The organism is Granulicella tundricola MP5ACTX9, from assembly GCF_000178975.2.
GTDB lineage: Bacteria > Acidobacteriota > Terriglobia > Terriglobales > Acidobacteriaceae > Edaphobacter > Edaphobacter tundricola.
Genome location: NC_015060.1, coordinates 32,381 through 57,161, shown reverse-complemented (window position 1 = coordinate 57,161; position 24,781 = coordinate 32,381). Strand labels below are relative to the sequence as shown.

Sequence of the window (24,781 nt, the reverse complement as noted above, 5' to 3'; positions counted from 1 at the left end):
TCATTTAGGATAGCGAAGAACCATTGTCAGAATGTTGATGCTTCCGCACAGTTGCTTTCCGTCTGGACTCACGTTCTAACCGCAGCCTGAGCAGAAATTCGTCACATTCTCTCAATAAACTTGAAGCGTCTTCGATCTCGAATAAAGCTCGCTTGATCAAAGTCCCTGATTGCAGGAGCTGCAGATCCTGCTCGGAACATGCTTTTAGGACGGCAGCCCAAAGAATCCTGGGTGGGGGATACACGGATAACAGATCAGAACCTCTGGGTAGAAACGCTCCTCGACCCGTTCTGGATTTGATCAACTATTGTGTGCCGATCACTTAGGCCAACCAAGGCCGACATCCCTTCGCTGGTCGCGACGTATCGAGTACCCGGCACGATCAGATTAGATGGCTCGTCTCGCCATTCAGCTCTTGTATGGTCGCAACCGCGCCCACAATCTTGCCGTCTCTGTCCTTCAGGGGGGCTCCGCTAAGGCTTAGCCACTTTCCTACGTCGTCTCCGAATGTGTAATAGACGTGTTCGGCGTCCGTGATCTGACCACGCAGAATCGCTTTCGCTAAAGGAAAGTCATCGGACTCCAACCTGCGACCGTCACGATGGTAGGCGACTCGCCTGGAATAGTCCCCGATCTGTTCGAAATGCAATGGATCCTGCTGAAGAATCGCTTCCGCTTTCTGATTGCGGCCGATAATTCGGCCACTTGGGGCTTCCGCGATGACGACTCCTACCGGCAAGGTATCAATAATGGTTTGCAGTCGCAGTTGGCTCGCCCATAATTGTTCCTGCGCCTGCTTCTGATCATCGATGAGCTCTACACTGCCATACCATTTGATGATCGCTCCGTCACGATCCATGCGGGGTGCGGCTCGAGATCGCATCCAGTGCCAGAGCTTGTCGCGCCCTAAGACTCTGAACTCAACATCAATCTGAACTGCTGCCTTTATTGCAGCCAGGCACTTGCTAACCAACGTAGTCGCATCTTCGGGGTGCACCGTCCGTAGCCAACCACGTCCACAGGTTTCCTCAAACGTTAAACCCGTGAGTTCCGCCCAGCGGGGACTCATGTCAAGAATGAGGCCGTTAGGGTCCATCGTGTAGGGTATCTGAGGGTTAAGTTGAACCATATGGCGAAAGTGATCTTCACTTTCCGCAAGTGCTCTTTCAGCTGCCTTTCGATCAGAGATGTCGACCACTGTCACTGATACGCCGATTACCTCACCGTTTTCATCTTGAGCAGGCTGGTAGGTAGACAGGATCGTTGCGCACTTTACCCCTTTGATGTGATCCCTGCGCTCTAGCTCAACACCGTGAATTGCCTCCCCACCTAGAGCTCGAGTGAGATAGGGTACGACCTTTTCATAGAATGGCTCAGGAACCATCTCCCGGACGGTCCGTCCAAGGTGTGCCTCAGCGGGAGCACCGTTCATTTGCGCGTGACGCTGATTTACGCTCACATACCGCAGTTCGCGATCGACAAAACAGAGTCCTACAGGTGATCCATCATAAATAGCTTGAAGCTGCGCATGACGTGCGGCGGGCAGGGCTTCAAGAAAGGATGTAATCCTTTGCTTGGGCACCTGCTTTGTGTGACCCACCCTATGAGAAGAGGGGCGGCTCAAAGCGAGCATGGCCTGTAATTCCTCGATGGGAACTGGCCTTCCATAGAACCAGCCTTGACCTACCTCACATCCCAAACAGCGCAGCATGTCCGCCTGGGCCGATTCCTCGATTCCCTCAGCGACCGTCGTCAAACCAAGACTCCGACCTAGACCGATGACGGCTGCAACGATTTTCATACTTTCGCGCCGACAACACATCGAGCTCACAAAGCTACGGTCTATCTTGATCTCATCGAATGGTAATGCCTGCAGGTGAGCAAGACTGGAATATCCAGTTCCAAAATCATCCAACGAAAGTTTAACCCCAAGCAGCTTCAGCTGCGTCGATATAGACTGCGCGTCCGCTAGGTTCGTGAGGAGCGTACTCTCTGTGATTTCGACCTTCACTCTATCGAGCGGGAATCGGTGACGCGTGGACAACTCGGAAAGCCGCTTCGAAAGTATAGGATCGCGAAACTGAATCGGTGAGATGTTCACCGAGAGCACAAACGTCTGATTCAATGTGGCGCAAGCTTCGAAAGCCTTTGACAGAACACATTCTGACAAAGCCGCGATAATTCCGCTCTCCTCAGCATATGGAATGAAGTCGTCGGGAAGGACAATCCCCCGTGTGGGATGGACCCACCGGGCGAGCACCTCGCAGCCACGCAGTTCTCCGGTTCGCAAATCAACCAACGGTTGAAAGTACGGAACAAATTCACCTCGAGCTAACGCGGAACTCAGATCTAGTCGTTTTCTTCGAGTCAAGCAAAACCTCCACTCCACTTTCGTGTGGACAGTCTTTAAACATAATTTTATAGAGCTTGACACAACGTAGTCGTAGTCGTCAGTAACCCGTCAGGGGGATAAAGTCACTACGGCAGTAGTCGTGGGCTGATTCAGCGTATTGCTCTCTAAGGGCAGAGCGTTTCTCGCCTCTACGATCTGTAGAAGCTGTAGGGTGCCTGGGTTACGTGTTTTAGCAGCGAATGTCTACATTCCCGGCGTTTTTATCTTCTGCATCGGAGCGCGGACGGCAAACGCTCACCACTCAGAAGGTCTTTCAACAGCCTTCCCCCGCTGACCGAACGGAATAATATCGGGAAACTGTGAAGCAGCAAGATCGGCGTGCGTTATGTGTCTGACGAAGCTCCCGAAAGTGGAGAGCTTGCCAGGCGCCTTCCCGTCAAGAATGATCACCCCGATCGATTTCTTGATCTCATCGCGCACGATACGAACAGGTTCATTCAGGTCTGTATCTTGAGAGAGCACTACGGCGACATCAAAGAGGTCTCTCCATGCATCATGGATCAGATACGTGGCTAAATTGACGTCGGAGCCTTTCTCTTCGGTGTTCCAGATCTCAACGTGGGTGGGACCATCCGGAGCTGGGTGCACCAGTGGCCTAATTTTCGCTCTGGTCAGGAAGTTCCCTTCGTGGATTGACACCGTAGGAAGAGTTCGTAGAGCCTGAAGATAGCGCTGCTGGCGAACGGGGACACCGGGATCAAACTTCCCACTCACGGGAGCGGTAAAGTAGCGGATGCATACGATCTCATTTTCATCGTCAAGAAGACTCCGTACCAAAGCTTCGAGGTTCAGCCACTTGAACTTCGTCTTTCGGAGGGTTCGATAGTAGAGGTTAAAGCCATCAACGTAGACGTAGGTTCGCTTCACTGACCTCACCTGATCCTCAAAACAGAAGCCGCCGGAGCTTACGCTCCAAGCGGCTTCTGGACTGACAACACCTTGCGGCCCTGTCAGCGGGTATCTCTAATATATACGACTGCGTGGGCTTCCGCGTACCAGAAACATCGTTCCAGGCTCGCCTGAACTCCCCGCATGAAGCAAGAGGCGCTCGACACTCAGCTATCTGCCTGTGAAGTCCCGGCGGCCGGCTTGACTAGCCGTCGCCCATGCGGCTGGACTTGCCGATCATCCACCGTGAACCGCACCTCGCCAAGCTTTCCACTCGTATCCGTCTTCACGTCAGGGATCAACGGGCGTCCTACGATTAACGTAATTCCGTTCTTGACCACACGTCCGTCGAGAGCGATCCGCTTCAAGTCTTCAAAGCTGAGATTCAGTGTCATTCTTACTCCTAAGCGCCTGAAATCGGCGCATCACACTGCTGAAGATCAAGCGAGCAAGGCTCACGCTTTGATCCAGACGCTAATAACCGCAGGGTTGGCTGAGCGATGCCTCTCTCGCCCTTGAACTGTAACGATGATTCCGCCACGATGACCATGATTGAATCAAACTTCATATCGATGCGACTTTACCGCCCCCCTCTTGTCAGCTGCGGCATCGTCCCGATGATTGACCCCTCCCATGAGATATAACAGGAGTGACGAATAAAAAGCGAATCTGCGGCGGCGCAAGCACTGTGAATTTAGACTTCTAGACACTAAGTTGCTAGCGTGTTAGGACGCTCAGAGGGAAGGTCCCGTGTTAGGCGGCTTTCACTAGCATGCGCATCATGTCGAGACCGTTGTCTGCGAATGCTTGCCGGTGCATTCCGAAAATCTGTGCGTCGCGCAATAAGCACGAGACGTTGGTGATCGAGCGGTGTTCGGTCTGGCGCATTATGTCGAAGGCGCTGGCACGATGGCGTGCCGCTGAGTGGCGAACCCCGCCCAGAACGAGCGCCCGTCGAACTCTGCGGGGATCAGAGCCGGTCCGGAGCCAAGGCGTTATTAGTCTGTTCTTGGATCGCCACTATTCGCCAAATCGCTGATCTCGCAGGTACTCATTCAGCTCGCGCCAGAGATACTTGCCGATCCGCACGCAAAGCCACATGAAACATAGGCCGGCGAGAAGCAATAGGACTAAGCGTTGGGTCGGCATGGCTTTCAGGATATCTGCCAGCGCGCTGTTTAGGCCCCGGATCCGAAAATCCGTCGGAATGTCCGTTGCGGCCACTCGCATAGCCTATGGACGGTTTCCGATTCCCGCTCCCGGATAAGCCTGGATCAATCCGTCAGTTCAGATCTAATTCGATGGCATCGTTCACGGCATGAGCCAGCGCCTGCTCGGTGCCAAGATAGCGCTCCGTGGTCTGGATCGAGGCATGCCCAAGTAGCAGCTGGATCTGTTCGAGGTCTCCTCCAGCCTTGCGGCAGAGCTTCGCGCAGGTCCGCCTCAGATCGTGCGGTGCCAGCTTCCCCAGGTCCGTAGCCTTGGCGTAACGCATTACCAGCCGCCAGACTGCTTTCTCATCCCGAATCTCCGTGCCGGCAAGCTCGCCGGCCTTGCTGACCGGCCGGAAGAGCCGGGCGTCTGTGATGCCGGAAGCTTTGAGCCAGGCATCAATGCGGGTCTTGACGCCAGCTGGCACGGTGACCGTGCGTACCCTGCTTCCCTTCCCTTCCATGTCCGGGAGTACCCAGCGCCCTTCCCTCTGCTGCAGGTCTTCGACGTTGATGCGTAACAGCTCGGCCCGGCATAAACCACACCCGAGCAGCAGGGCCAAAATCGCACGGTCACGCAGCCCGGTGAGAGTCTTCGAGTTTGGTGCGTTGAGCAGATCGTTAGCCTGTTCTTTCATGAGCCAGTTCCCTACCCGGTTGCCGCGTTTCTCGACCCCGGGCACGCGTTCGATCGCCGCGGCCGTAGCCGGGTCGAGCATCCCGTTGTCGGCCATCTCGCGGGCGAGCTTGCGCAGCGGCGACAGCCGGAGGTTCACGGTCGACGAGGAAAGGCCCTGAACCAGCAGCGAGGACCGGTACAGCTGGACGAGCGCCTTCGTGAAGGCCGGCTCCGTTCCTGAGACGTCTACGCCGACTCGTATCCAGCCGAAGAAGGCTGTGAGGCCGGTCCGGTAGGAGCGGCGGGAGTGCTCGGAGGTGACTCCGTCGAGCACGAGCGCTATCAGGCGGGCTTGAGAGCTGTTGGACGCCTGTTCTGCCGTGTTTAGCACCGAGATGGCTGTTTCTTGGCTCACAGGGTGACGGTAGCACGATAAGTTGGATTATCGGGTGCGTTCTAAGGCTTGAGGAGAACGCATAAATGCGCGATCGCGCAGCCATACCCGCGCTCCTGAAATGATCTAAAGTTGGCCTTTGTTGCTGGCGTTCAGGAGGTTCCACCCCGATGCCCCGCCCTATCTCCTGGCTGCCGCGTCTGCATGAGATCACCAAAACCATCACGCACTCCGTCCGGTCGCACCACGACCGACGCGACATCGAGAAGCTCTTCGAGCTTCAGCCGCGGGCCGCCCAGGAACTGCTCAAGCTGCTGCCTTCGGTTCAGGTTGGTACATCACGGCTGCTCGACCGGCAGGTGTTGGCGGATTTTCTAAGCGTGTGCGGGATACCGAGGACACGGCAAAGCTCTTCTATACGCTACGAGGGGAGAAGTCGGCAGTTTCCAAGCGGCGCCTCCGGTCGATGGTCCGGCGCGACCTCGACCCGGTATCACTCGCTTCCCTTCCCGATTCAATCACACTCAGCCGCGGGAGGCTGCAGGTTGACTTCGGCTCGGTGGAGCAACTCGCCGAGAGCCTGCTCGTGTTGGCGCGCGTACTCGAGAGCGAGGGCGAGCAATTCGCCGTGGAGTTCGAGTGCGAGAAGAACCGGAGAGTCCGGTAGATTCACGGAACGTAAGAGCTGTGTTGGGTTAAGTAGACCATGCACAGTAAAGTCACGATCCACGTATTTGGGTTGCTGGACTTTTGCGTACGCGTCTATTCAGCCGCCTGAGTGTTCGCGGTAGTTTCGTTTCGATTTGCCCCTGACCCTGAAACCAGAGTGCTACTTTCAATCGCGTACCTGAGGCGTAAATGATTGCGTACGCAAAATGCTGGCATTCTGACGGCCCAGCAGGCTAGACTTTCAGCATGATTATTACGATTGCCAGCTTTAAAGGGGGCGTAGGGAAGACCACCACCGCCGTTCACCTTGCGACCTATCTGGCGGGGAAGGCCCCTACTCTTCTTCTGGATGGGGATGAGAACCGTAGCGCAACGGCGTGGGCTCAAAGGGGCTCACTTCCCTTCCGCGTAGCAGACGAGCGCCAGGCCGCAAAACTGGGACGTGAGTTCGAGCACCTCGTCATCGACACGCAGGCGCGCCCAAACCAGGAAGACTTGAAAGCCTTGGCCGAAGGATGCGACCTGCTCATCATCCCTTCTACCCCGGACGTGCTGGCGCTGGACGCGCTGATTCTGACCGTTGAGGCCTTGAAGGGGCTGCGCAACGTTTCCTATCGGGTGCTGCTGACCATCGTTCATCCTAGGCCGAACAAAGATGGAGACGAAGCTCGGGCCACTCTGGAGGAATTGAAGATTCCGACGTTCAAAGGATGCGTTCACCGGCTGATTGCTTTCCAGAAAGCCGCGCTGAAAGGCGTGCCAGTGAATCAGGCGGACGATGCCCGTGCCTGGTCGGCCTGGAACGATTACGAGCAGATAGGAGAGCAGATACTCCCATGAGCAAATTCACTTCAGCGATGAATGCAGCCAAGGACCGCAGCAGTGTGGTCGCTGACTCCATTGCACCGCAGATCCAAGCAACGGCTCCGAGCGCGGTGAGGGTGGAACCTCTTCCAGTGCGGCGGGGACGACCAGCCGGGAAGCGAAGCAATCACGAGAGCGTGCAAGTGACTGCCTACATCCAGGCGGAGACACACTACGCGACCAAGATTGCTCTTCTGACAAATTCTAGGCGCGGCGGACCGAAGAAGGATTTCAGCGATCTCGTTCAGGAACTTCTGTCTAAATGGCTGGAAGTTCAACATTAGTGGTACGCGGACTTCTGCGTACGCAAAATTTTCTGGAAGACCGCTGGCATGGGACGGGCACACAAAAATAGTCAAGGAGCGCCTGCGTTACAGCTTGTCAACTTTTGAGTATGCAACCGTCCGTCATGCTGCGTGTTTGCGTACGCAAAAAGTCGGATAGCTGAAGTGCTGCACACGCGCGAGGACAGCTGGTCAGACTTTTAGCAAGCCACTTGCGTGTTCTAGAGGTACTTTGTAAAGGAAGGGAACCTGATGACGAGAAAGGCCAAAAGCCTGGTTGTACGGGAGTACCACTTTGTCGATCCTGAAACGGGCGGCAAAAGCCTGATCACGCCTGACGAAAAGGGTCACCTCGTGTACACGGATACCGCAGGCAAGGCGCATCGGCTTCCCGAAGCGCTGATTCCTGATGAGCTCAAGCCGGTCCGGTCTCTCCAGGCCAGTGCCGCCTCGGCCGAGATCGTGCCGGCTCCGCGGGCGAAGCGGGATAACAAGGCGGAAAGGGCAAGCGCAACAGGGAATCGAGCGTTGCGTGCAGCAGAAGTCCGGATTGCGCTCGAAGCCGACAACACGGACGTTATGCAACTCGCGCAGGCGCTCATCCTGTGCGGTTTGCCGTACCGGATGACCTCGGAGCGGCAAATCTCACGCAAGGCCCGCCTGGGCGACGGCAGCACCGTTACCGTGACGTTTACGGCGCTGTCCGCTGATGCCGATATGCCCTTTGGCTCCGATCGAACGCTGCTCCACTACCTGCTCGACAAAGCCGTGAAGTCAGGGAACCGTTACGTCAGCTGGGACACTGCGAAAGAGTTTATGGAACAGATGGGCATGAAGGGAACTGGCGGAAAGGCCTACGCCGACCTGCGGGAACGCTTCGACCGCCTGCGAGGCTTGGGCATTTTCGTCAGCCGTAAGGGCGCAGGGCGGAACGAGACCTCGAACATGTCAGCGATCAGCCGCTCCCGTCTTCCATCGAGTCTGGACCTGAATGCCGAAAACGTAGGACAAAGTGCTCTCCCTTTGTCAGAAAGCGTGCGTTACGGCGTGGAGATCGGGACGGAGCTGTACAACGACCTTATCAAGCACCACGTTCCCGTTCCAACGGAACTGTTGATCCAGACCCGCGGCAACGCGCAGCTTCAGGACATCTGCATTTTCCTCTTCTGGCGGTGCTTCGCCGCTAACTCTCCGTCCGTGATCCCGTGGGCCTCGGTGCGGGAACAGCTCGGCAGTGCGGATTCCAATCCCCGGCGAATCAAAGTTCGCTTTGCCGAAGCCATTAAGTTCTTTAGGACCTTCTGGCCCGAGATGCAAGCGGAGTCACGGCCGGAGGGCGTGTGGGTGGCGCCTCCCCGGGATGGCAAGTACTTGCTGCCGCAAGGGAAGGGAACTCGCCGTCTCAACTGATTTCGACAGATGGCGTTATTTCAACACTGAGCTACCGTCTCTCCGGGTACGCATCCTCGTCCCTTCCAGTACGGAAGTTCGTCCTTCCGAGTACGTTCCTCGTTCCTCCGAGTCTGAAACGTCGTCCTTCCGGGTACAAATTTTCGCTGCTTAAAGGAAGCAAGATGTTTCAAGATGTTGTTTCAAAATGAACAGATTCTTTTACAAGTTTGTCCGGCGACGAAACCGCGGGTATGTTGAAAACGAAAGACACGAATCCTCGGATCATCGCGGATAAATTGACCCTGATGAGGCAGAAGCTCGACAACGCTCGATGGATAGCAGTAATTGAGCACTCGACGCTGCAGTTTTGCAGGCTTCCAGAAGGACTCGTGCCAGAGAACGAGCCAGGCATGCTGGATGGAAGTGTGATTGGATGAGTAGCAGCTCAGAATCGTCCTTCCACGTACGCTAACTTCGTACTTCCGAGTACAGGCCTTTCGTCCTTCCACGTACGCTAACTTCGTACTTCCGAGTACAGGCCTTTCGTCCTTCCACGTACGCGTGTTTCGTTCTTCCGGGTACATCAGACTTCAACTGTCTCAGATATATGTGTCGTCCTTCCGGGTACACCCACTCGTTGTTCCGGGTACAGACCGCATTGAGGGTGCAAATTCACATTGTCGTCCTTCCGGGTACAAAAATTCGTCCCTTCGGGTACACCGAGGAGCCCTTCAATCTAGCGTTCGCTCGACAGTTCCTATACTAAGGACGCTTCTATCCGCGGCTGAATCGTCCTTCCATGTACGGCATTCGTTCTTCCGCGTACCGCTTCAGGCGCATACCAATGTGTCGTCAAATCAGCTGCTCAGGCGAAGTGCGCGCCACACAAGTGTCTACTTCACCTACGCTTCAGAGCACCGGCCGGGCTTAACCATGCAAATCAAATACTGTATATTCGATTTGCAATGGACATCCAACGGATAGACCGGAATCTAGTTGAAGCAGCCCTGAAGCACCAGGCAGCTGTTGCAATTATCGGTCCGCGCCAGGTAGGAAAGACCACCCTGGCGCGGGACATTGCTGACCATCACCAGGGTTCACTTTACCTTGATCTTGAAGCACGCGAGGATCGCGACAAGCTCACCGAGCCAGTGCTGTTCCTTCGCGAGTACGAGAACGCTTTAGTCGTGCTGGACGAGATTCACCGTGTGCCCGAGATCTTCAGCTCCTTGCGCGGCCTTATCGACCAGGGCCGGCGTACGGGACGCGGAACCGGCAGATTCCTCATTCTCGGCTCTGCCTCTATCGACCTCCTTCGGCAATCGGGAGAAAGCCTCGCCGGACGCATCACGTATGTCGACATGGGCCCGTTCAACACCCAGGAGCTGCCGGTCGACGAGCCGACGCTGCTGAAACTCTGGTTGCGCGGCGGCTTTCCAGGGAGCTATCTCGCCCCCGACGATGGCACCAGCCTGCGCTGGCGAACGGACTTCATCCGCACCTATCTCGAGCGCGACGTGTCCGAGTTCGGTCCCAGGATTCCGGCCGGCGTGCTGGAGCGGTTGTGGACGATGCTCGCGCACGGGCAGGGAACTCTGTTGAACACGGCCCGGCTCGCCTCTGGACTGCAGGTCTCAGCGCCGACCGTGGGCCGCTACATCGACCTGCTTTCCAACCTGCTTCTGGTTCGCAGGCTTGCCCCGTTTCACCGCAACGACGGCAAGCGTCTGGTGAAGTCGCCCAAGGTGTACGTGCGGGACAGCGGACTGGTGCATGCGCTGCTCGGCTTGAAGACGTACAACGATCTCGCCGGCCACCCTGTAACCGGCTCATCATGGGAAGGTTGTGTGATTGAGAACCTGCTGGCGGCAGCCCCGGAGAGAACGGTCGCCAGCTTCTACCGCACCGCCGCCGGTGCCGAGATCGATCTTGTGCTGGAGATCCCAGGTCACGGCATGTGGGCGATCGAGGTGAAACGGAGCCTTTCCGCGCGCCCCGAGAAAGGGTTCTACATTGCTTGCGAAGACTTGAAGCCTGACCGCCGCTTCGTCGTCAATGCGGGCATCACCGAGTATCCCATCGGTCAGGCAACAACAGCCATCGGACTCGCTGGACTGACCCAGGTACTCGCCGCGCTGAAGTAGAGCTCCAGAACCCTTCTCCTTACGGAGCACGATGGCATGGGTGGGCAGCACAGGAACCGGAGCAGAGAGACACGGCCAGCAAACCTTGACCTTCCTGGCAACACATTGACGCAGGATACCCCGGGGGCACGGGGTGAGCCGACTTGGCCTAGGGCCAATCAGATGAAACTTGAGAATGGGGGCAAGTTGCAGGATGGAAGCCGGTTGATCGACCTCACCAACGTGCATTATGTCGCTCCACAGCCTTTTTGGTAATGACCCACTCGGCTTGGAGAGGGATACCAATGGGTCATGCCGGGAACCGAAGTGTTACAGCCAGCACCAAATTATCAGCTTACAAGGGGAGAACACGTTGAGCGGCTGAGCCGTGGTGAGCAAACATGTACGACTGCAATACCGGCAAATCTCCAGAGCGCTTGTCAAAGGCCAGATGTCTTACTGTCGTATCACGTCGTGCTTTACTGTGGCCGAGCCGCGCGCGGCAGCGATCATCGAAGCGATGCACCAGTTCCTGGACCATCTGGTTCTCGACGGCGTTCCGGTATTCGATGCGGAGGTCACAAGCGCGCAGATCTGCGATGCAGAACAGCTGGAGCTGCTCAGGAATCAGATCGAACAGTCTTAGCTTTGGCGTTCTTCTTTGTGGCTTGCTTTCTTATGGGCAAGGTCTCTGGCGCAGCTGGATCGCTCTGGTCGCTCGAAGAACTCCTGCCTAGACCCGCAATCAAGTCTTCCAGTGAAACGTTGAAAACATCACAAAGACGCAGCAGGGAGCGGACAGAAATGCCTTTGCCCTTTTCAAACCCTTGCCAGTGAGCGAGATGAAAACCATGCTGCGCGATCATGTCGCGCAGAGACCATCCACGGTCGATGCGCATCTGCCGGAGCTTCTTCCCGAGTTCTACCAGAAATAGTTCATGCGAGTAGGACAAGCTGCACCGTGAGTGGCAGGTCGGCTCCTGTGACGGAGATCTGATCCTGCAATGCCAAGCTGAATCCTCTGTAAGCCTGTCCGGCCATTCTACCGATTCCAGAAGCGAGGTTGACAGCGGCCTACAACTTAAGTCATGCTGCACCTACATACATGAGTACCCAAAAACATAGGTACTCATGTATGTAATCAAGCTGCACGTATCTAAGCCATCTACGGGTTCAGATGGCTGGATAGACCCAACTTTTGAATCCAAAAACACCACCATGAAGATGAAGTGCTTTTCACCTAAGCACTTCCTTCCACAACCGATTAGAAGCTGACTCGCGAAATGGTGCTTGGCACCCATGCTTAGACCCGTATGGCCAGAGCCAAAAATATCAACAACGACGCGGCTTCTAACCAGGAGATTCCCTTGAAGACACAGCTTGATTCGCGCAGTCCCAACCGTTGGGCCCGGCAACTCACGCAGCAGAAAATGAGGAACTTTGTTCGCACTATCGCACCCTCGCTCATAGCTCTGTCCTTTGCGACGGCTGCCCATGCTCAGGGCACGATGGACTTTAGCCAGGCAAAAACCCTGATGCAGAGCTTCCAAACGTTCGCGGTGTACGCTGGCGCTGTCATCTGCTTCGGCAGTTTGATCTTCGCCGGTATACGCCTCATGGGTGGCCGTTTCCAGGATGCAATCCCCGGCCTGTTCGGTGCTCTGTTCGGCGCTGGCGTACTCGGCTGGGGTGCGGGCTGGATTTCGTCTCTGACCGGCCAGTCGGTCAACCAGTAAGGAATCCAGACCATGACCAAACGAGGCGAAGCGTTACCCATCAACCAGGCGATGAACCGTTCCAGAACCAAGCTCGGATTGGAGTTGTCGGCATGGATGGCCATCGTGTTCGTATCGGTCTCGGTTTTCCTCGTTGGCTTCCGCATGCTTGCCGTCATCAGCTTTCCCTTGCTGGTGGCGGCGGCATGGTTCACCGTCCGCAATCACCCCAAGATGTTCCAGCTCTGGGGTCACAGCCTGTACCAGAAGAGCTACTATGATCCTCGCAAAAGCGACTAACGACCCCAAGCTCACGCCCTGGTACACGAAGGCCGGTGCCGCGTGTTCCATCGTTCCGATTTCACGCTTTCTAACCCCGACCATATTTGCCCTGAAGGGTGGTGGATACGGCTGCGTCTTTTCGCTTCGCGGAGCGGACGAGGAGAGCCTGACCGATCAGGAGTTAGAGTCCCGCGTCCGCATGATTCAGGGTGCGTTGCGCGGCATGCCTGAGCACTCCTGCCTTTATGAATATTGCCGGGTGCTGAACGGCTACGACCTGCCACGACAGAGTCAGTACGCTAGTGCCGTCACTGCGAAGTTCGTCAGCGACCGCCTGAACTTTCTAGACCAGCGGGCGGGTTTCCGACGTATCGACCTGTATTGGTGTTTGACTGTTGAACCTCCGAAGACCGCGGCGCTCAAGAAGAAGCCACATGAGAACGCCGGGGAGAACGCTCGGATGCTTCGCAACCTGGAAAAGGCTGCAACCATCCTTGAGGAGCATCTGCGCACGGTGCTGGGCATTCGGCTTTTACTCAAAGCCGAGGCGTTCGCGTTCTTTTCCTACCTTTACAACCTGGAGCCATGGGCAGACTTTGACCGGCTGGGCAGCGACACCGGCGTGGACCGGCAGATCGTCAAGAGCCCGGTGAGCTGGCATAACGACCACTTGCAGGTAGGGAAGCGCTACGTGCAGATGTTTTCCCTCATGAACACGCCGGACACGTCCCGGCCCTGCCAGTTCTCCGGCCTCATGACACTCGACTGCGACAGCGTGCTTTGCACGAGCTGGCGGCCAAAGTCTGGAGCGGCGGCGCGGAAGGAGATTGAGAACCAGGAGAAGTTCATCAGCTTCTTCAAGGTCGGCATTCTGACCCGCGTGATGAGCGGCAAGGACACCGCTTCACTTGAAACGGGAGCCGGGGCCAAGGCTGCGCAAACAAATGTGGATGAGCTGAGCGAGGTTATCCATTCGCTCGACAGAACGGCGCAGGGTGAATACACCATGCGGCTGCTGCTGGCAGCGAGGAGCAAGGCCGAGCTGCACGATGCGATTCCCGCCGTCCATCGCGTCTTCGTCGAAGCCCGGTGCCAGGTCATGGAGGAGACTTTGGGGAATCTGTCGTCGTTCTACACCATGTTCCCGGGCAATCAGCGCTTCAACGTCTTTCCGCTCTGGCTAGGGGAAGATCATCACGCCAGGATGTCTCTCGCGTTCGCGCCTCACATCGGCCACCCGGTCTCCGAAGACCTCGATTCCGAGTATCTGAATGTCTTCGAAACCCGCACCCGGACGCCCTTCTTCCAGGACGTGTATGTGAACGGTGTGCGCGTCATGCTGATTCTGGGACCAACCGGATCGGGCAAGTCGATACACGGCAATAACCTGATTGCTTTCGAGCAGAAGTACGGCGGGTTTACCTACATCTTCGATATCGGCAACAGCTATGAGTCCGTGGTCGAGCTGTACGGAGGCCGAATCGACAAGGTTGGAAAAGATGGTCCGCGCGTTAACCCATTCGCGCTGGAACCGAATGAGGACAACCTGCAATTCCTGCATTCGTTTGTGAAGCTTCTCCTCACCAACGGTGGTGCTGTGCTAACACCGGAAGACGAGGATACGGTGTTCGGTGCGGTCAAAGGCGTGTACCACCTGGACCGGCACCTGCGCAGGCTGTCCGCGATCCTGTTGCCGAAGCACTTGCAGCGCTACCTCTCCAAGTGGATTGGTAGCGGGCTTTACAACGCGGTGTTCGACAACGTGGAAGACAGCCTATCGCTGGGACGCCTGCAATGCTTCGACTTCCAGGGCATCACCGGCCAACACGCGGACCTTGTAGAGCCGTTGATGGTCTGGCTGCTGCGCCGGATCAATGAGGTCCTGTACGACCCCAAAAACCTCGGCGTTCCCAAGCACATCATGATCGAGGAATTGTTCTCGGCCATGAAGAACTCGCAGCTTCTCGACGCTGCTCTCGCTTCCATCAAGACCGTCCGCAAGAACCTGGGCGGTGTCACACTCATCGGTCAGAGTGCGAACGACCTGGGCGCGAATGCGGACAGCATCGTGAACTCATGCACGTCGTTCCTGTTTCTGCCCGATGCCACCTTCAACCGGAAGTTCTACGGCGAGCTATTCAAACTCACGACCCAGCAGCTTGATCTATTCGAGTCGCTGCGGGAGAGGGAAGCGCTGTACGTGCGCCGCGACGGGCTCACCAAGGTGGTGACCCTGAATCTTGACAACCGCAGCTACGCCAAGTTTTCGACCCGCCCGAAGGACCGCGTTCGCCGGTCGAAGCTGGTCGAGAAGTATGGCCTCACCGAAGGCATCGAGCGCTTCGCGAATGGAGAACAGGCGTAATGAAGACTTCCAAGAACATCCTGACCGCGCTCCTGCTCACCGGTTCCGCTGCGATTCCGGCCCTGAGTCAGACCGTCACAACCAAGCCTCGCATCCAGGCCAATGCGCCCCGGAGCATCGTCATCGCGGAGACCGAAGCGCCCCCCGTCATCCGCACCGGTTTACTTCAATCCACCCTGATTTTGTTGCCAGCCGAAGAGAAGGTTGCGACGGTGTTCGGAGGCGATACGTCGAGCTGGGTATTCGACGGCGGGCACGTCGCTAGCCGGTTCATCTCCATCAAGCCCAAGGTGGCGAACAGCACAACCGACGTGCATATCGTATCGGACCACGGCAATGAGTACACGCTGCAGCTCCGCGAGGTCTCTGCCGACGCAGATCCACACTACGACTCCAAGGTGTTCATCTCGCCGGGCGACCAGGCCGGGAAGGAAAAGCTGGTGACCCTACCCGTGTTCGTGCCTGCCGCCGAGCTGGACAAGGCGAAGCGCGAGGCAGCCGAGGCAGAGGCAAAGGAGGCGACGGAGCGGAAGCAGGCAGAGGCGAAGGCCGAGAGCTATCGCAGCCAGTATCCCGGCCAGCTCCACTTCGATTACGCATGGGACCGCAAGAAGGCCGATGGGTTGGGACTTCAGGAAGTCTGGCGGGACGACAAGTTCACCTATCTGCGCGGCAAGTTCCAGGAAACGCCGGTCCTCTACGAGTTGAAAGATGGGAAGGGAAGCCTCATCAACTGGAGCTACAACGACGGCCTCTACACCGTGGACAAGACCATGCTCCAGGGCTACCTCACCATCGGCAAGCAGCGGGTTGATTTCAAGCGGCAGGGGGTGAACTAGCCATGGTTGATGAGCATAACGATCTTTCCACGCCCGACCACAACCCGACCGTTCCGGGCCAGCCGCAGGCCACCGCACCGCTCAAGACTTCGAAGCCCCTCGTCATTGGAGCGTGTGTTGTCGTCGGCATCATCGGGATTGCCAACGTCGGCAATCTCGCAAGCGGTCACGCCAAAAACCAACCCGCGAAAAGCGCCCTGCCGAGCAAGCCCGTCGTCAGCGATTCCGGTCAGGTGAATTCTTTCCAGGCTGCCCAGGCACGTCAGGCCCAGCACGACCAGGCCGAGCTGCTACGCCAGCAGGAAATCGCCGCACAAGCAGCGATCCTACAGCAGCAGCAGGAGACCCCCGGCCCCGAATCTGCCACCGCCCCGGCCATGACCCCGGCCCAGCGCCAGGCCATGTACGGCAGCAACAATCCCAACGCCCCGCAGAAGACCTCCGGGGTGTCGGAGGCCCAAGCCCAGGCAAAGCAAAAAGCATTGCTCCGGGAACAACAGCACCAGCAGGCTCTTGCCAGCGACACGGTAGCGATCGACTTCTCCAGCTCGGCAGGGCAGGGAACCAGCTCCGGCAAAGCAAGCGGGGTGCTCGCGGACCGTGCAGAGGGCCAGGATGTAGCCAGAGGAGAAGCAGAAGGGTCTCCAGTGGCGTCAGACGAGCCGGGCGGAGTCCTGAATGCATTGTCGGCCCGGAACGGAGCTCCAGGAGGCTCGGAAGGGCTTCAGAGCGTCTCAGACCGGCGTTCCACAACCCAGCGCGACCCCACTGCGGCGTATGACTTCGATGGCTTTCAGGGGAGGCTCTACCGCGTGTTCGAAGGCACTGTGTTCGAGGGAGTGGTGACGAACCACATCGACGGGGCACTTGCCGGTCCCATGATCGTGATGCTGACGACCGATTACTACTCGCATGACCACCAGCAGCTTCTCTTCCCGCAGGGCACCCGGCTTATCGGCAACGTCCAGAGCGTCGGCGCATCTGGCCAGCGCAAGCTCATGGTGACGTTCAACCGAGCCATCTGCCCGGACGGGTTCTCACTCGACCTCAATCGCTTTACCGGACTTGACCCGCTGGGTACGACCGGCCTGGCGACCAGCGTCAACAATCACTACCTCTCCAGCTTCGTTGCCGCCGCCGCAGTGGGCGGGATCGGCGGGCTGGCCCAGGTTGGAAATTCAGGCAGCGTCCTCGACTCGGGAACCCAGATTCGCAACGGTATTTCGTCCCAGACCGCCGCGGAGTCTGAACAGGTCCTCAACAAGTTTCTGAGCCGCCTGCCTGTCATCACCGTTAAGGAAGGGTCCCGCGCGAGGGTCTACATCAACCAGGACTTTCTCGTTCCTTCCTACGCGGAACATCGCGTCGATCCCACCCTCTAACCCCGGAAAGGAGGCATAACACCCTTCGCAGTCTCGCGTTGAGGCTGCTCAACTTTCCTGCATTCGATGTACCGAGAGGAGGCTATGCAATGAATCCCAGCTACACCGCGTTCAAGGCGTCTCTCAGGAAACGCCGTACCCGTTGGATCGTTGGCATGGCTCTGGTGCTGGGAACCGCCACACCGAGCTTTGCCCTCTTTGGACTAGGCGATATCGTGTTCGATCCCACGTCGTACGCCAGCCTGATTTCGCAGCTCTCAACCCTCACGAACATGTACACCACGGCGAAGAGCCAGTACAACACGACCGTCGCCAGCCTCAAGAACTTCTCCATCAAGACGGTCTGGAAGACGGAACTCAACCAGCTCAAGAACGTCAACGTCGCCAACACTTTCGGTGAGACAAACGGCCTCACCGTCGCCCTCAACTCCGACTCGGCCACGACCGCAAACTCGGCGTGGAAGAACGGCAACGTCTCCCTGTCCACGGACACCATCACCCTGCTCAGCGGGCAGTCGGTTGGATCGTCCACCCAGCTCTCCCAGCTCGCGATGATCGAGGCGTCCGATGCAGCCTCACCCGACTGTCTCAACGCAGTCGGTTCCTATCGCGCAGCGAGGGCGGCAGGCAGCACCGCCGAGCAGAATTTGCAGCAACAGCAGCTCGACGGCAGCGACGACACGAACAGTGAGGTGCAGCAACTCAACCTACTCAACGCCGGGCAGGTTCAGCAGATGAACGATCAGCAGGCCCAGGGATCGCTCCATACCTGCATCGCTACCCAGCTCGCCATCCAAAACATGCAGCAACGCAACGCCGCTGCACGCGACCTCAACACCGCCGCGTACATTCGGCAGCAGAATCTCACTGCTCCGAAGCACCCCGAGAACCAGGGCGATACGTGGAATAACTACCTTCCATAACCATCTCTGCGGGGCATGTCGAAGCCTTAACCGTCGAGGAGGAAACACCGGATGCTCAAAGCTATCAACACCAAACTTCTAATCGCGATCCTTGCAGCACTTGCCGTTATCGGTGGATTGTTGGTCAGGCAGAACGGCATCCGCAAGGACCAGGCAGCGGCGGCAGCTCGCACCGCTGCCGTCCTTGAACAACAGCAGCGCCAGGCTGCAGCGGATCAGAAGTATCGCGAGGACGAAGCGAAGAAGGTGGACACAATCCGCCGTTCCAAGAGCAAGATGCCTGCGAATGAGCAGAAGACCTGGAACAACTACCTTCCGTAGCTGTCTACAACCACCACGACGCCAAGATTCTGAGGACTTCCGATGGCACTACTAGCGATGTTTCAAGCCCCAGCTCAGGGTGTGAATTGGCTCTCCGTCTTTGCGCAGAACCTTACGAACCTAACGACTCAGAACGGCGGCGTGCTGACGAGTGTCGGCATGTCTCTGCTCAGCTTCGTCGCCATCATGATGCTGGTCCAGATGGTCATCTCAATCAATACGGCCAACTGGACCATCAGCTTTCGTCCACAAAGTGTGGATGCCGGAACCGTCATGCGTTTCATGCTTAGGCTCGGCTTTTGCGCCCTGCTGGAGCACTTCTGGGTAAATCCATTCCCAGGTGCCAGCTTCGGGTTTAACCATCTGTTCAGTTACCTTGCTGAGGCGCTGGCACAGGTTTTAGACCAAACCTCTCTCAACACCCTTACCAGCCTTCTCCGTGAGGCCTCAACAAAGATGGACACGCCGTCGCTTACAGCTCCGCTTGAGCTTCTTTGCTACATGGTGGTGCAAGCAATCTTGGGTGTGTCGTCGGCCATTCTCTTCCTTATAAACATCAGCTCGTTCATTCTGTACGGCGTGTCGGCTCTGTTCGGACCAGTGTTCATTCCGCTCTATCTAACGAACTCTTTCCGCTCGAAGTTCTTCCAGTACATCGATGTGCTGATTGGTTTCGCGATGATTCGAGCCGTCGCTGCAGCCTTCCTTTTCGTCTGGGCCGGTTTCCTCACCACGTTCCTTCAGCAGACATTCAACGGGGACTACTCCATTGCAATGTGGCTCGCCAATCTTGTGCCCGTGATCACGATGTTTGTCGCCTTTATCTTCAACATGCTTTTCATTCCGAGCCTGACCCAGGCGATCTTCGGCGGGGCTGCCGGGATGGCTGGCCGTGCTGAATCCGTTGGCTCTCAACTGATAGCCCTTGTAGGGGTGTAGCTATGTTTCGACCTCCGTTTTATGACGAACACCCGGTACTCATCCACCCAGCCGCTCCCAGAAAGCTGCTGCGCATCTTCCGGTGGATTCTTTTGGTGGCTGTCATCGTCGCAATCGTCCGCGTTCTTTTCCACCACAGCGCTCAACCCGAAAGGAACTCACATGGCAACCCAAACCGCCCCGCTCACCGACGCAGCATGGACGCCCCAGCAAGCGATGCTCACTGACCAGATTGCGAATGAGGTCTATGCCTCTCACTACGCGGAGCGGAAGACGAGCCGGTTCGTGATTGGGGCGCTATCCATCGCCCTGCTTGGATCGTTGGTAACCATCGCTTCTCTGTCTAAGAAACCGCTGGTGAACCGTTACGTTCGCATCGATGAGATGGGCCGGGCGCAGGCTATCCAGTACAGCGATCTCCAGTACAGCCCGCGCGAAGGCGAGGTGCGCACCTACCTTACGGACTGGGCCAATTACCGGTTCACGCTCAACAAGGAAACGGTCGCGAAGAAGTACCCGCTCAACTACTACTTTCTCTCCCAGCCGCTTGCAGCTCAGGGCATGGCCGACGACAACACGAATCACAAAATCTCGGAGGTAATGTCCGGCCAGACGGAGCAGAGCGAGGTGGAAGTAAAGAACGTGACCATCACAGCCATGAGCGAGGAGACGGTCCAGAACGTGACTCTGGCGAGGGGAACGGCGCTAGTGAACCTCGACAAGCTCTATTCATCGCGAACCTCCCAGGCACCGCGTACCGAGCACTGGATGCTGTCTGTCACGTACTACATCAACCCGGCCCAGGTGAACCAGCAGTCGCAGCGGTTTCCCCAGTTCGAGACGATCAATCCGCTCGGTCTCACCATCACCGAGTTCCACGAGAGCCGCATCGGGTTTGACAGCAACAACGAGAAGCCGGCGGGATCGGCTTTCGTCCCGGCCTCACCAGGAAGACCGATCATTCCAGGAACCGGTTCAGGTGTCCAAGCCGCGCCGTCCATGGCTGCCCAGAGTGGAGGCCAGCAGTGAGCTACGACCTCATTCTGCCGTACTTTCCAAAGGAGATTTAGGCACTCCTTTTAGACCCGACGATCTCTGACCTGATGGTGAACGGCACCAGAGGCGTGTTCGCCGACCGTGCAGGAAAGGTCGAGAAGATCGAGCTTTCCGACCCGTACACCAATGAGCGTCTCACCGCTGCCATCGAGAGGGTTGCGCGTGTTCTCGGACAGGATCTGACGAGTCAGAACCCGATCCTCAACACCCGGCTGCCCGATGGTTCGCGCGTCGCGGTGGTAGGCCCGCCAGCTTCAAAGGACGGACCTTCGCTGACCATCCGCAAGTTCAACCAGTGGTTCACCAGCGATCAGCTTGTGGCGTCCGGTAGTCTCCCGGAGAAGGTTCGGGACTTCGTTGTAGGACTGGTGATGCAGAGAAAGAACGGCATCATCGCGGGTGGAACCGGCAGCGGCAAGACGACCTTGATGAAAGCGCTGCTAGACCACATTCCTATGACCGAGCGGCTATGCGTGATTGAGCAGCCATCCGAGCTGCGGATTGCCCACCCAAACGCCGTGCAGTGGGAGGCAGTCGATGCGATTCCCGGCCAGGTTGCAGTGACCCCAAGCGAACTGCTGGCTGCTGCTCTACGGCACCGGCCCGACCGCATCATCATGGGCGAGATTCGCAATGAGTGCGGCTACGACCTGTTGCAAGCCATGAACACCGGCCATGGTGGAACGCTCTCCACCATCCACGCGAGCAGTGCCCTTGACGCACTCGGACGGCTTGCCAACCTTGCTCTGAGTGCAAGGCCAAACCTCAATCATTCCTTCATGCGTTCTGAGACGGCTTCAGCTATCGACTTCGCCCTGTACTGCGAGCGAGCACCCGATGGAAAGCGCCGGGTCCGCGAACTGATTCATGTTCGCGGCTACGACCAGAACACCCAAACGTATGACCACGACGTGATCTATTCCGCGTCTGACTCCAGCCACGCAGCCTAACCAGTTTTGAAGAGGAGAACTCACCATGCCATTGCTCAGCATCCAGGCTTCGAAGAAGGTAGAGACCACCGTAAGACTTGAAGAGTCAACCGCGAAGCGGGTTGACCAGTACGCACATTTCGCGAAGGCATCCGCTGACGATGTGGTGAACCAGGCCCTTGAGTATGTGTTTACCAAGGACAAGGACTTTCAGCAATACCTCACGCAGCATCAGGGCGGCGAGACTCCTGCCGCCCTTCGCATCAAGAAGCCCGCCGCAACCATCGCTAGCAAGAACAATGGCGCTGGCAATGGTGCGACGAACGGTGCGATTCCTCATGCTGTGGGCTCCAAGTAGCCCGCAGCAATCGCCCTCGCAGGAACAGCAACCGCAGCCTCTACCCACCCTGAAAACCGAAATGTGCTGCGCACATGGGGAAGGATGACACTCCATCCCTTCCAGGGTGGTGTAGAGCACCGGAGAAGTTACCGTCCGGCAACATGTCTGGAATGTACAGCTTAGGACATTCCGGGTTCTAACAAGAACCCTGCGGGTTGCAGTTAGAACCCTTTGTAAAAGGAGGCTTTGAATGTCCGAACTACATGCAATGCAGGTCTCCGACCTCGACTCTCGCTTGCGCCGCTCCAAGGGACGACTCGCGAGAAGATGCGGCGCAAATGTGAAGCTCACGCCCGACGAATTAGCCGAGTTGGAGGCAGTAGCGAAGCATCACGGCAAGGCACTTGGTGAGTGGGGTCGTGAGGAGCTTTTAGCCGCCGCACGTCGCCCGAAGGACGACATTCTGCTTACGGAACTCATCGGCCTTCGCATGTTTCTGGTGAATCTTCTGAGACCAATTGCGCTTGGAGAGGACTATACCGACGAGCAGTTCCGCGCCCTGCTTGACCACGTTCGCGCAGAGAAACGAAGCGTCACCAGTCAGGTGACGGAACAGTACCGCCACGATCAGAAGGAGCAGTAAATGCCGGATAACGCATGGGGCCGTAAAGAGACACTGGTTTTCCCGCCGCACGTTCCGATCTATTCGTATTTCGCGCTTGGTCTCGCTTTGCTTCTAACGTTGTTGTTCGGCTGGGAGCACCTGCGATTCGGCACGACGCCGCTCGAAAAAGCCTACAGCGGGGCCTACCTGCGCAGCTCCGCAGGAGCACTTTTCAAGGCGCACGGGAACTACCAGCTCGTCTATCTTGGAGGCCCGAAGGTGCAGCCGCGACGAGCGTTGCCGGTCGATTTCGAAGACGGCGAAACAGTATTCCCGGACGGTCACCGCCTGCCGGTCCAGCTCTCCGCTCTCCCACTTTCTCAGGGATACCGGGGCTTCTACACCGGTAAGCCAGAGACGTTTACCGACGTGGCAATGAGCCGCTGGCTTCGCGGCGCGATCTTCGAAGGGGACACTTTCATAGGCTCTTACGCGGTGAGTTTGGGATGGGCGGCACTCTCGCTCGTGGCCCTGCTCGCCCTGAGCATTCCAGCGGAAATGAAGCGATTCCGGCAGATGAAATACGGTCGCCTCTTACGCGGACCCGTCCTCATGAAGCCCGAGGAGTTCGTGCGCAAGCAGAAGGGCGACGGCATCGGATTCAACTCGGTTGACATGGAGGAAAAGATTCGGATTCCGGCCCGGAAAGAAGCGCAGCACTTCCTCATGATGGGCGATACCGGCGTGGGTAAAACTCAGCTGATTACCCAGCTCCTCATGCAGGTAGCGGAGCGCGGAGACTCTGCGGTGGTCTACGATCCCGCGACCGAATACGTCCAGAAATTCTTCGACGCGGAGCGCGGCGACATCATTCTGAACCCCTTGGACGCTCGCTGCCCTTACTGGGGTCCAGCCCAGGAAATTGAGTCCAACGCCGAGGCAGACGCCGTTGCTTCCTCTCTGTATCAGCCGACGGGCGAGGGTAAAGACGAGTTCTTTCATCAGACGCCAGCGCAGATTTTCGCCCACCTTCTGAAGTACGGACCAACCCCTCATCAGCTCGCAGACTGGCTCGCCAGCGATGACGAACTACTCGCAAAGGTGGAAGGAACGGAGATGGCGTTCTACATCGACCGGAACGCCGGGCCACAGCGGGCTGGTGTACTTTCTTCACTCGGAATCGTGGCAAAATCATTCCGGCTTCTACCAACAAAGAAGGAGGCGAACGGTGAGTGGAATGCCCGCTCCTGGTCGAAAACTCGCAAGGGTTGGGTGTTCATTACGTCACGTCCGACCGAGCGCAACACACTCCGTCCGCTGCACTCCCTTTGGATTGACTTGCTGGTGATGCGGCTGATGAATGAACCCGCCCCGAACCAAAGGAAAGTCTGGTTTGTGATCGACGAGCTGGCAAGCCTGCAGCGACTCCCGCAGCTCCATACTGCCCTCACTGAGGCTCGCAAATCGAAGAACCCGATGGTGCTTGGCTTCCAGGGAAGGGCACAGCTCCAGGCCATCTACGGCGACAAGCTGGCCGAGGTAATGGTGTCCCAACCGGCCACCAAACTCTTCATGAAGACGGCGGAACCCAACGCAGCGCAGTGGATCTCCAAAGCCATTGGCTACGTCGAGATCGAACGCGTCAAGGAGACGAAACACGACGGGGCAAAGCAGGGCCGGAACTACTCCCTTGACCGGCAGATCGAGCCGCTCGTCATGGAGTCCCAGATTGCCGGACTGGACGATCTACACGCCTACCTGAAGCACGGAAACAACGTCGCGCAGTTCAACTTCAACTACATCAGCCTGCCGAAAGTGAGCCCCGGTTTTGTCAGTCGCACCGGCGCGGAAGGGGAGCTGAGCTTCGACCCCGACACGCTGAAACCGCGCCCTCCAAAGCCCGGAGCCGCCTCCAAACATGCGGCTGCGGCGGAGGCACCAGCAACCCCGACCGCTGGCTTTGAAGAGCCTCCCGAGGAGGCAGAAACCGTGGTGACGGAAGCCGCCGAGACGGTAGCACCGGCCCCAGGAGGAGAGGTGGGCACGGAGGCTACCGAGCACAGGAAGAGCCGGAAATCACGCAAGAAGACTGAGCAGAAGGAGGCCCAGCCGGAGCCGGAACTGGAAGCAGAAATCCTTCAGGAAGAGTGTCTTTCAAGGGAGCTGGACCCTCCGAAAGCCGGACCGGAAAAGCCGTCAAATCAGCACCACTTCATCCAGATGTAGAGG

At 57.5% G+C, this 24,781-nt stretch carries 24 protein-coding genes and 1 pseudogene; 19 read left to right on the top strand and 6 right to left on the bottom strand.

Annotated elements, in window-relative coordinates; genetic code table 11:
• Positions 1–382: 382 nt before the first annotated feature.
• The 5 genes from ACIX9_RS23035 to ACIX9_RS23015 all read right to left on the bottom strand — a co-directional run bounded on the left by ACIX9_RS23035 (position 383) and on the right by ACIX9_RS23015 (position 5,546).
• Positions 383–2,371, bottom strand: coding sequence for an EAL domain-containing protein (locus ACIX9_RS23035; RefSeq protein ID WP_198152272.1), 1,989 nt, complete (start codon positions 2,369–2,371; stop codon positions 383–385).
• A gap of 276 nt (positions 2,372–2,647) precedes the next feature.
• Complete coding sequence (locus ACIX9_RS23030; RefSeq protein ID WP_049789507.1) at positions 2,648–3,280, bottom strand: NYN domain-containing protein; 633 nt, start codon at positions 3,278–3,280, stop codon at positions 2,648–2,650.
• 188 nt (positions 3,281–3,468) lie between these two features.
• Entirely contained in the window at positions 3,469–3,696 is a 228-nt protein-coding gene (locus ACIX9_RS23025; RefSeq protein ID WP_013573295.1) for a hypothetical protein, read from the bottom strand.
• Between the two features lie 625 nt (positions 3,697–4,321).
• The gene (locus tag ACIX9_RS27525) at positions 4,322–4,450 is read right to left on the bottom strand and encodes a hypothetical protein (protein ID WP_269744717.1); all 129 of its coding nucleotides are present in this window, start codon (positions 4,448–4,450) and stop codon (positions 4,322–4,324) included.
• Between the two features lie 133 nt (positions 4,451–4,583).
• A complete protein-coding gene (locus tag ACIX9_RS23015) occupies positions 4,584–5,546 on the bottom strand; it encodes a tyrosine-type recombinase/integrase (protein ID WP_013573293.1) in 963 nt (320 codons plus the stop codon).
• A 361-nt stretch (positions 5,547–5,907) separates the two neighbouring features.
• Between ACIX9_RS23015 and ACIX9_RS26180 the strand changes: the two genes are divergently transcribed.
• The 6 genes from ACIX9_RS26180 to ACIX9_RS26620 all read left to right on the top strand — a co-directional run bounded on the left by ACIX9_RS26180 (position 5,908) and on the right by ACIX9_RS26620 (position 11,503).
• Positions 5,908–6,192, top strand: a complete 285-nt coding sequence (locus ACIX9_RS26180) for a hypothetical protein (RefSeq protein ID WP_041598283.1) — start codon at positions 5,908–5,910, stop codon at positions 6,190–6,192.
• Between the two features lie 248 nt (positions 6,193–6,440).
• A complete protein-coding gene (locus tag ACIX9_RS23005) occupies positions 6,441–7,034 on the top strand; it encodes a ParA family protein (RefSeq protein WP_013573291.1) in 594 nt (197 codons plus the stop codon).
• On the top strand, positions 7,031–7,342 hold the full coding sequence (locus ACIX9_RS23000; RefSeq protein WP_013573290.1) for a hypothetical protein: 312 nt from the start codon (positions 7,031–7,033) through the stop codon (positions 7,340–7,342). Before ACIX9_RS23005 ends, ACIX9_RS23000 begins: the two co-directional genes overlap by 4 nt.
• Before the next feature lie 252 nt (positions 7,343–7,594).
• Complete coding sequence (locus tag ACIX9_RS22995; protein ID WP_013573289.1) at positions 7,595–8,752, top strand: replication initiation protein; 1,158 nt, start codon at positions 7,595–7,597, stop codon at positions 8,750–8,752.
• 947 nt (positions 8,753–9,699) lie between these two features.
• The gene (locus ACIX9_RS22985; protein WP_013573288.1) at positions 9,700–10,878 is read left to right on the top strand and encodes an ATP-binding protein; all 1,179 of its coding nucleotides are present in this window, start codon (positions 9,700–9,702) and stop codon (positions 10,876–10,878) included.
• A gap of 463 nt (positions 10,879–11,341) precedes the next feature.
• The gene (locus ACIX9_RS26620; protein WP_198152271.1) at positions 11,342–11,503 is read left to right on the top strand and encodes a hypothetical protein; all 162 of its coding nucleotides are present in this window, start codon (positions 11,342–11,344) and stop codon (positions 11,501–11,503) included.
• Here ACIX9_RS26620 and ACIX9_RS25290 read toward each other — a convergent pair.
• Positions 11,478–11,756 (bottom strand): helix-turn-helix domain-containing protein, encoded by a 279-nt coding sequence (locus tag ACIX9_RS25290; RefSeq protein WP_157478406.1) that lies wholly within the window; start codon positions 11,754–11,756, stop codon positions 11,478–11,480. The two genes, ACIX9_RS26620 and ACIX9_RS25290, sit on opposite strands and share 26 nt — an antisense overlap.
• A 531-nt stretch (positions 11,757–12,287) precedes the next feature.
• Here ACIX9_RS25290 and ACIX9_RS22980 point away from each other — a divergent pair.
• The 13 genes and pseudogenes from ACIX9_RS22980 to ACIX9_RS22920 all read left to right on the top strand — a co-directional run bounded on the left by ACIX9_RS22980 (position 12,288) and on the right by ACIX9_RS22920 (position 24,778).
• Positions 12,288–12,593, top strand: coding sequence for a hypothetical protein (locus tag ACIX9_RS22980; protein ID WP_157478430.1), 306 nt, complete (start codon positions 12,288–12,290; stop codon positions 12,591–12,593).
• A 12-nt stretch (positions 12,594–12,605) separates the two neighbouring features.
• Complete coding sequence (locus ACIX9_RS22975; RefSeq protein WP_013573284.1) at positions 12,606–12,872, top strand: VirB3 family type IV secretion system protein; 267 nt, start codon at positions 12,606–12,608, stop codon at positions 12,870–12,872.
• Positions 12,850–15,219 carry a VirB4 family type IV secretion system protein gene (locus ACIX9_RS22970; RefSeq protein WP_013573283.1) on the top strand — a complete coding sequence of 790 codons (2,370 nt, stop codon included), beginning with the start codon at positions 12,850–12,852 and terminating at the stop codon, positions 15,217–15,219. The genes ACIX9_RS22975 and ACIX9_RS22970 overlap by 23 nt, the downstream gene beginning before the upstream one ends.
• Positions 15,219–16,058, top strand: a complete 840-nt coding sequence (locus ACIX9_RS22965; RefSeq protein WP_013573282.1) for a TrbG/VirB9 family P-type conjugative transfer protein — start codon at positions 15,219–15,221, stop codon at positions 16,056–16,058. The genes ACIX9_RS22970 and ACIX9_RS22965 overlap by 1 nt, the downstream gene beginning before the upstream one ends.
• A 2-nt stretch (positions 16,059–16,060) precedes the next feature.
• Positions 16,061–17,440, top strand: a complete 1,380-nt coding sequence (locus tag ACIX9_RS22960; RefSeq protein ID WP_013573281.1) for a TrbI/VirB10 family protein — start codon at positions 16,061–16,063, stop codon at positions 17,438–17,440.
• Between the two features lie 89 nt (positions 17,441–17,529).
• A complete protein-coding gene (locus ACIX9_RS22955) occupies positions 17,530–18,363 on the top strand; it encodes a hypothetical protein (RefSeq protein WP_013573280.1) in 834 nt (277 codons plus the stop codon).
• Positions 18,364–18,414: 51 nt separating this feature from the next.
• A complete protein-coding gene (locus tag ACIX9_RS22950) occupies positions 18,415–18,684 on the top strand; it encodes a hypothetical protein (protein WP_013573279.1) in 270 nt (89 codons plus the stop codon).
• Positions 18,685–18,726: 42 nt separating this feature from the next.
• Complete coding sequence (locus tag ACIX9_RS22945) at positions 18,727–19,623, top strand: type IV secretion system protein (protein WP_013573278.1); 897 nt, start codon at positions 18,727–18,729, stop codon at positions 19,621–19,623.
• A gap of 162 nt (positions 19,624–19,785) precedes the next feature.
• A complete protein-coding gene (locus ACIX9_RS22940; RefSeq protein WP_013573277.1) occupies positions 19,786–20,652 on the top strand; it encodes a VirB8/TrbF family protein in 867 nt (288 codons plus the stop codon).
• 59 nt (positions 20,653–20,711) lie between these two features.
• A pseudogene (locus ACIX9_RS22935) lies at positions 20,712–21,629 on the top strand (CpaF family protein); the annotation flags it as partial.
• A gap of 25 nt (positions 21,630–21,654) precedes the next feature.
• Complete coding sequence (locus ACIX9_RS22930; RefSeq protein ID WP_013573275.1) at positions 21,655–21,966, top strand: hypothetical protein; 312 nt, start codon at positions 21,655–21,657, stop codon at positions 21,964–21,966.
• A 232-nt stretch (positions 21,967–22,198) separates the two neighbouring features.
• Entirely contained in the window at positions 22,199–22,591 is a 393-nt protein-coding gene (locus tag ACIX9_RS22925) for a hypothetical protein (protein ID WP_013573274.1), read from the top strand.
• Entirely contained in the window at positions 22,592–24,778 is a 2,187-nt protein-coding gene (locus tag ACIX9_RS22920) for a type IV secretion system DNA-binding domain-containing protein (RefSeq protein ID WP_013573273.1), read from the top strand.
• Positions 24,779–24,781 lie beyond the last annotated feature (3 nt).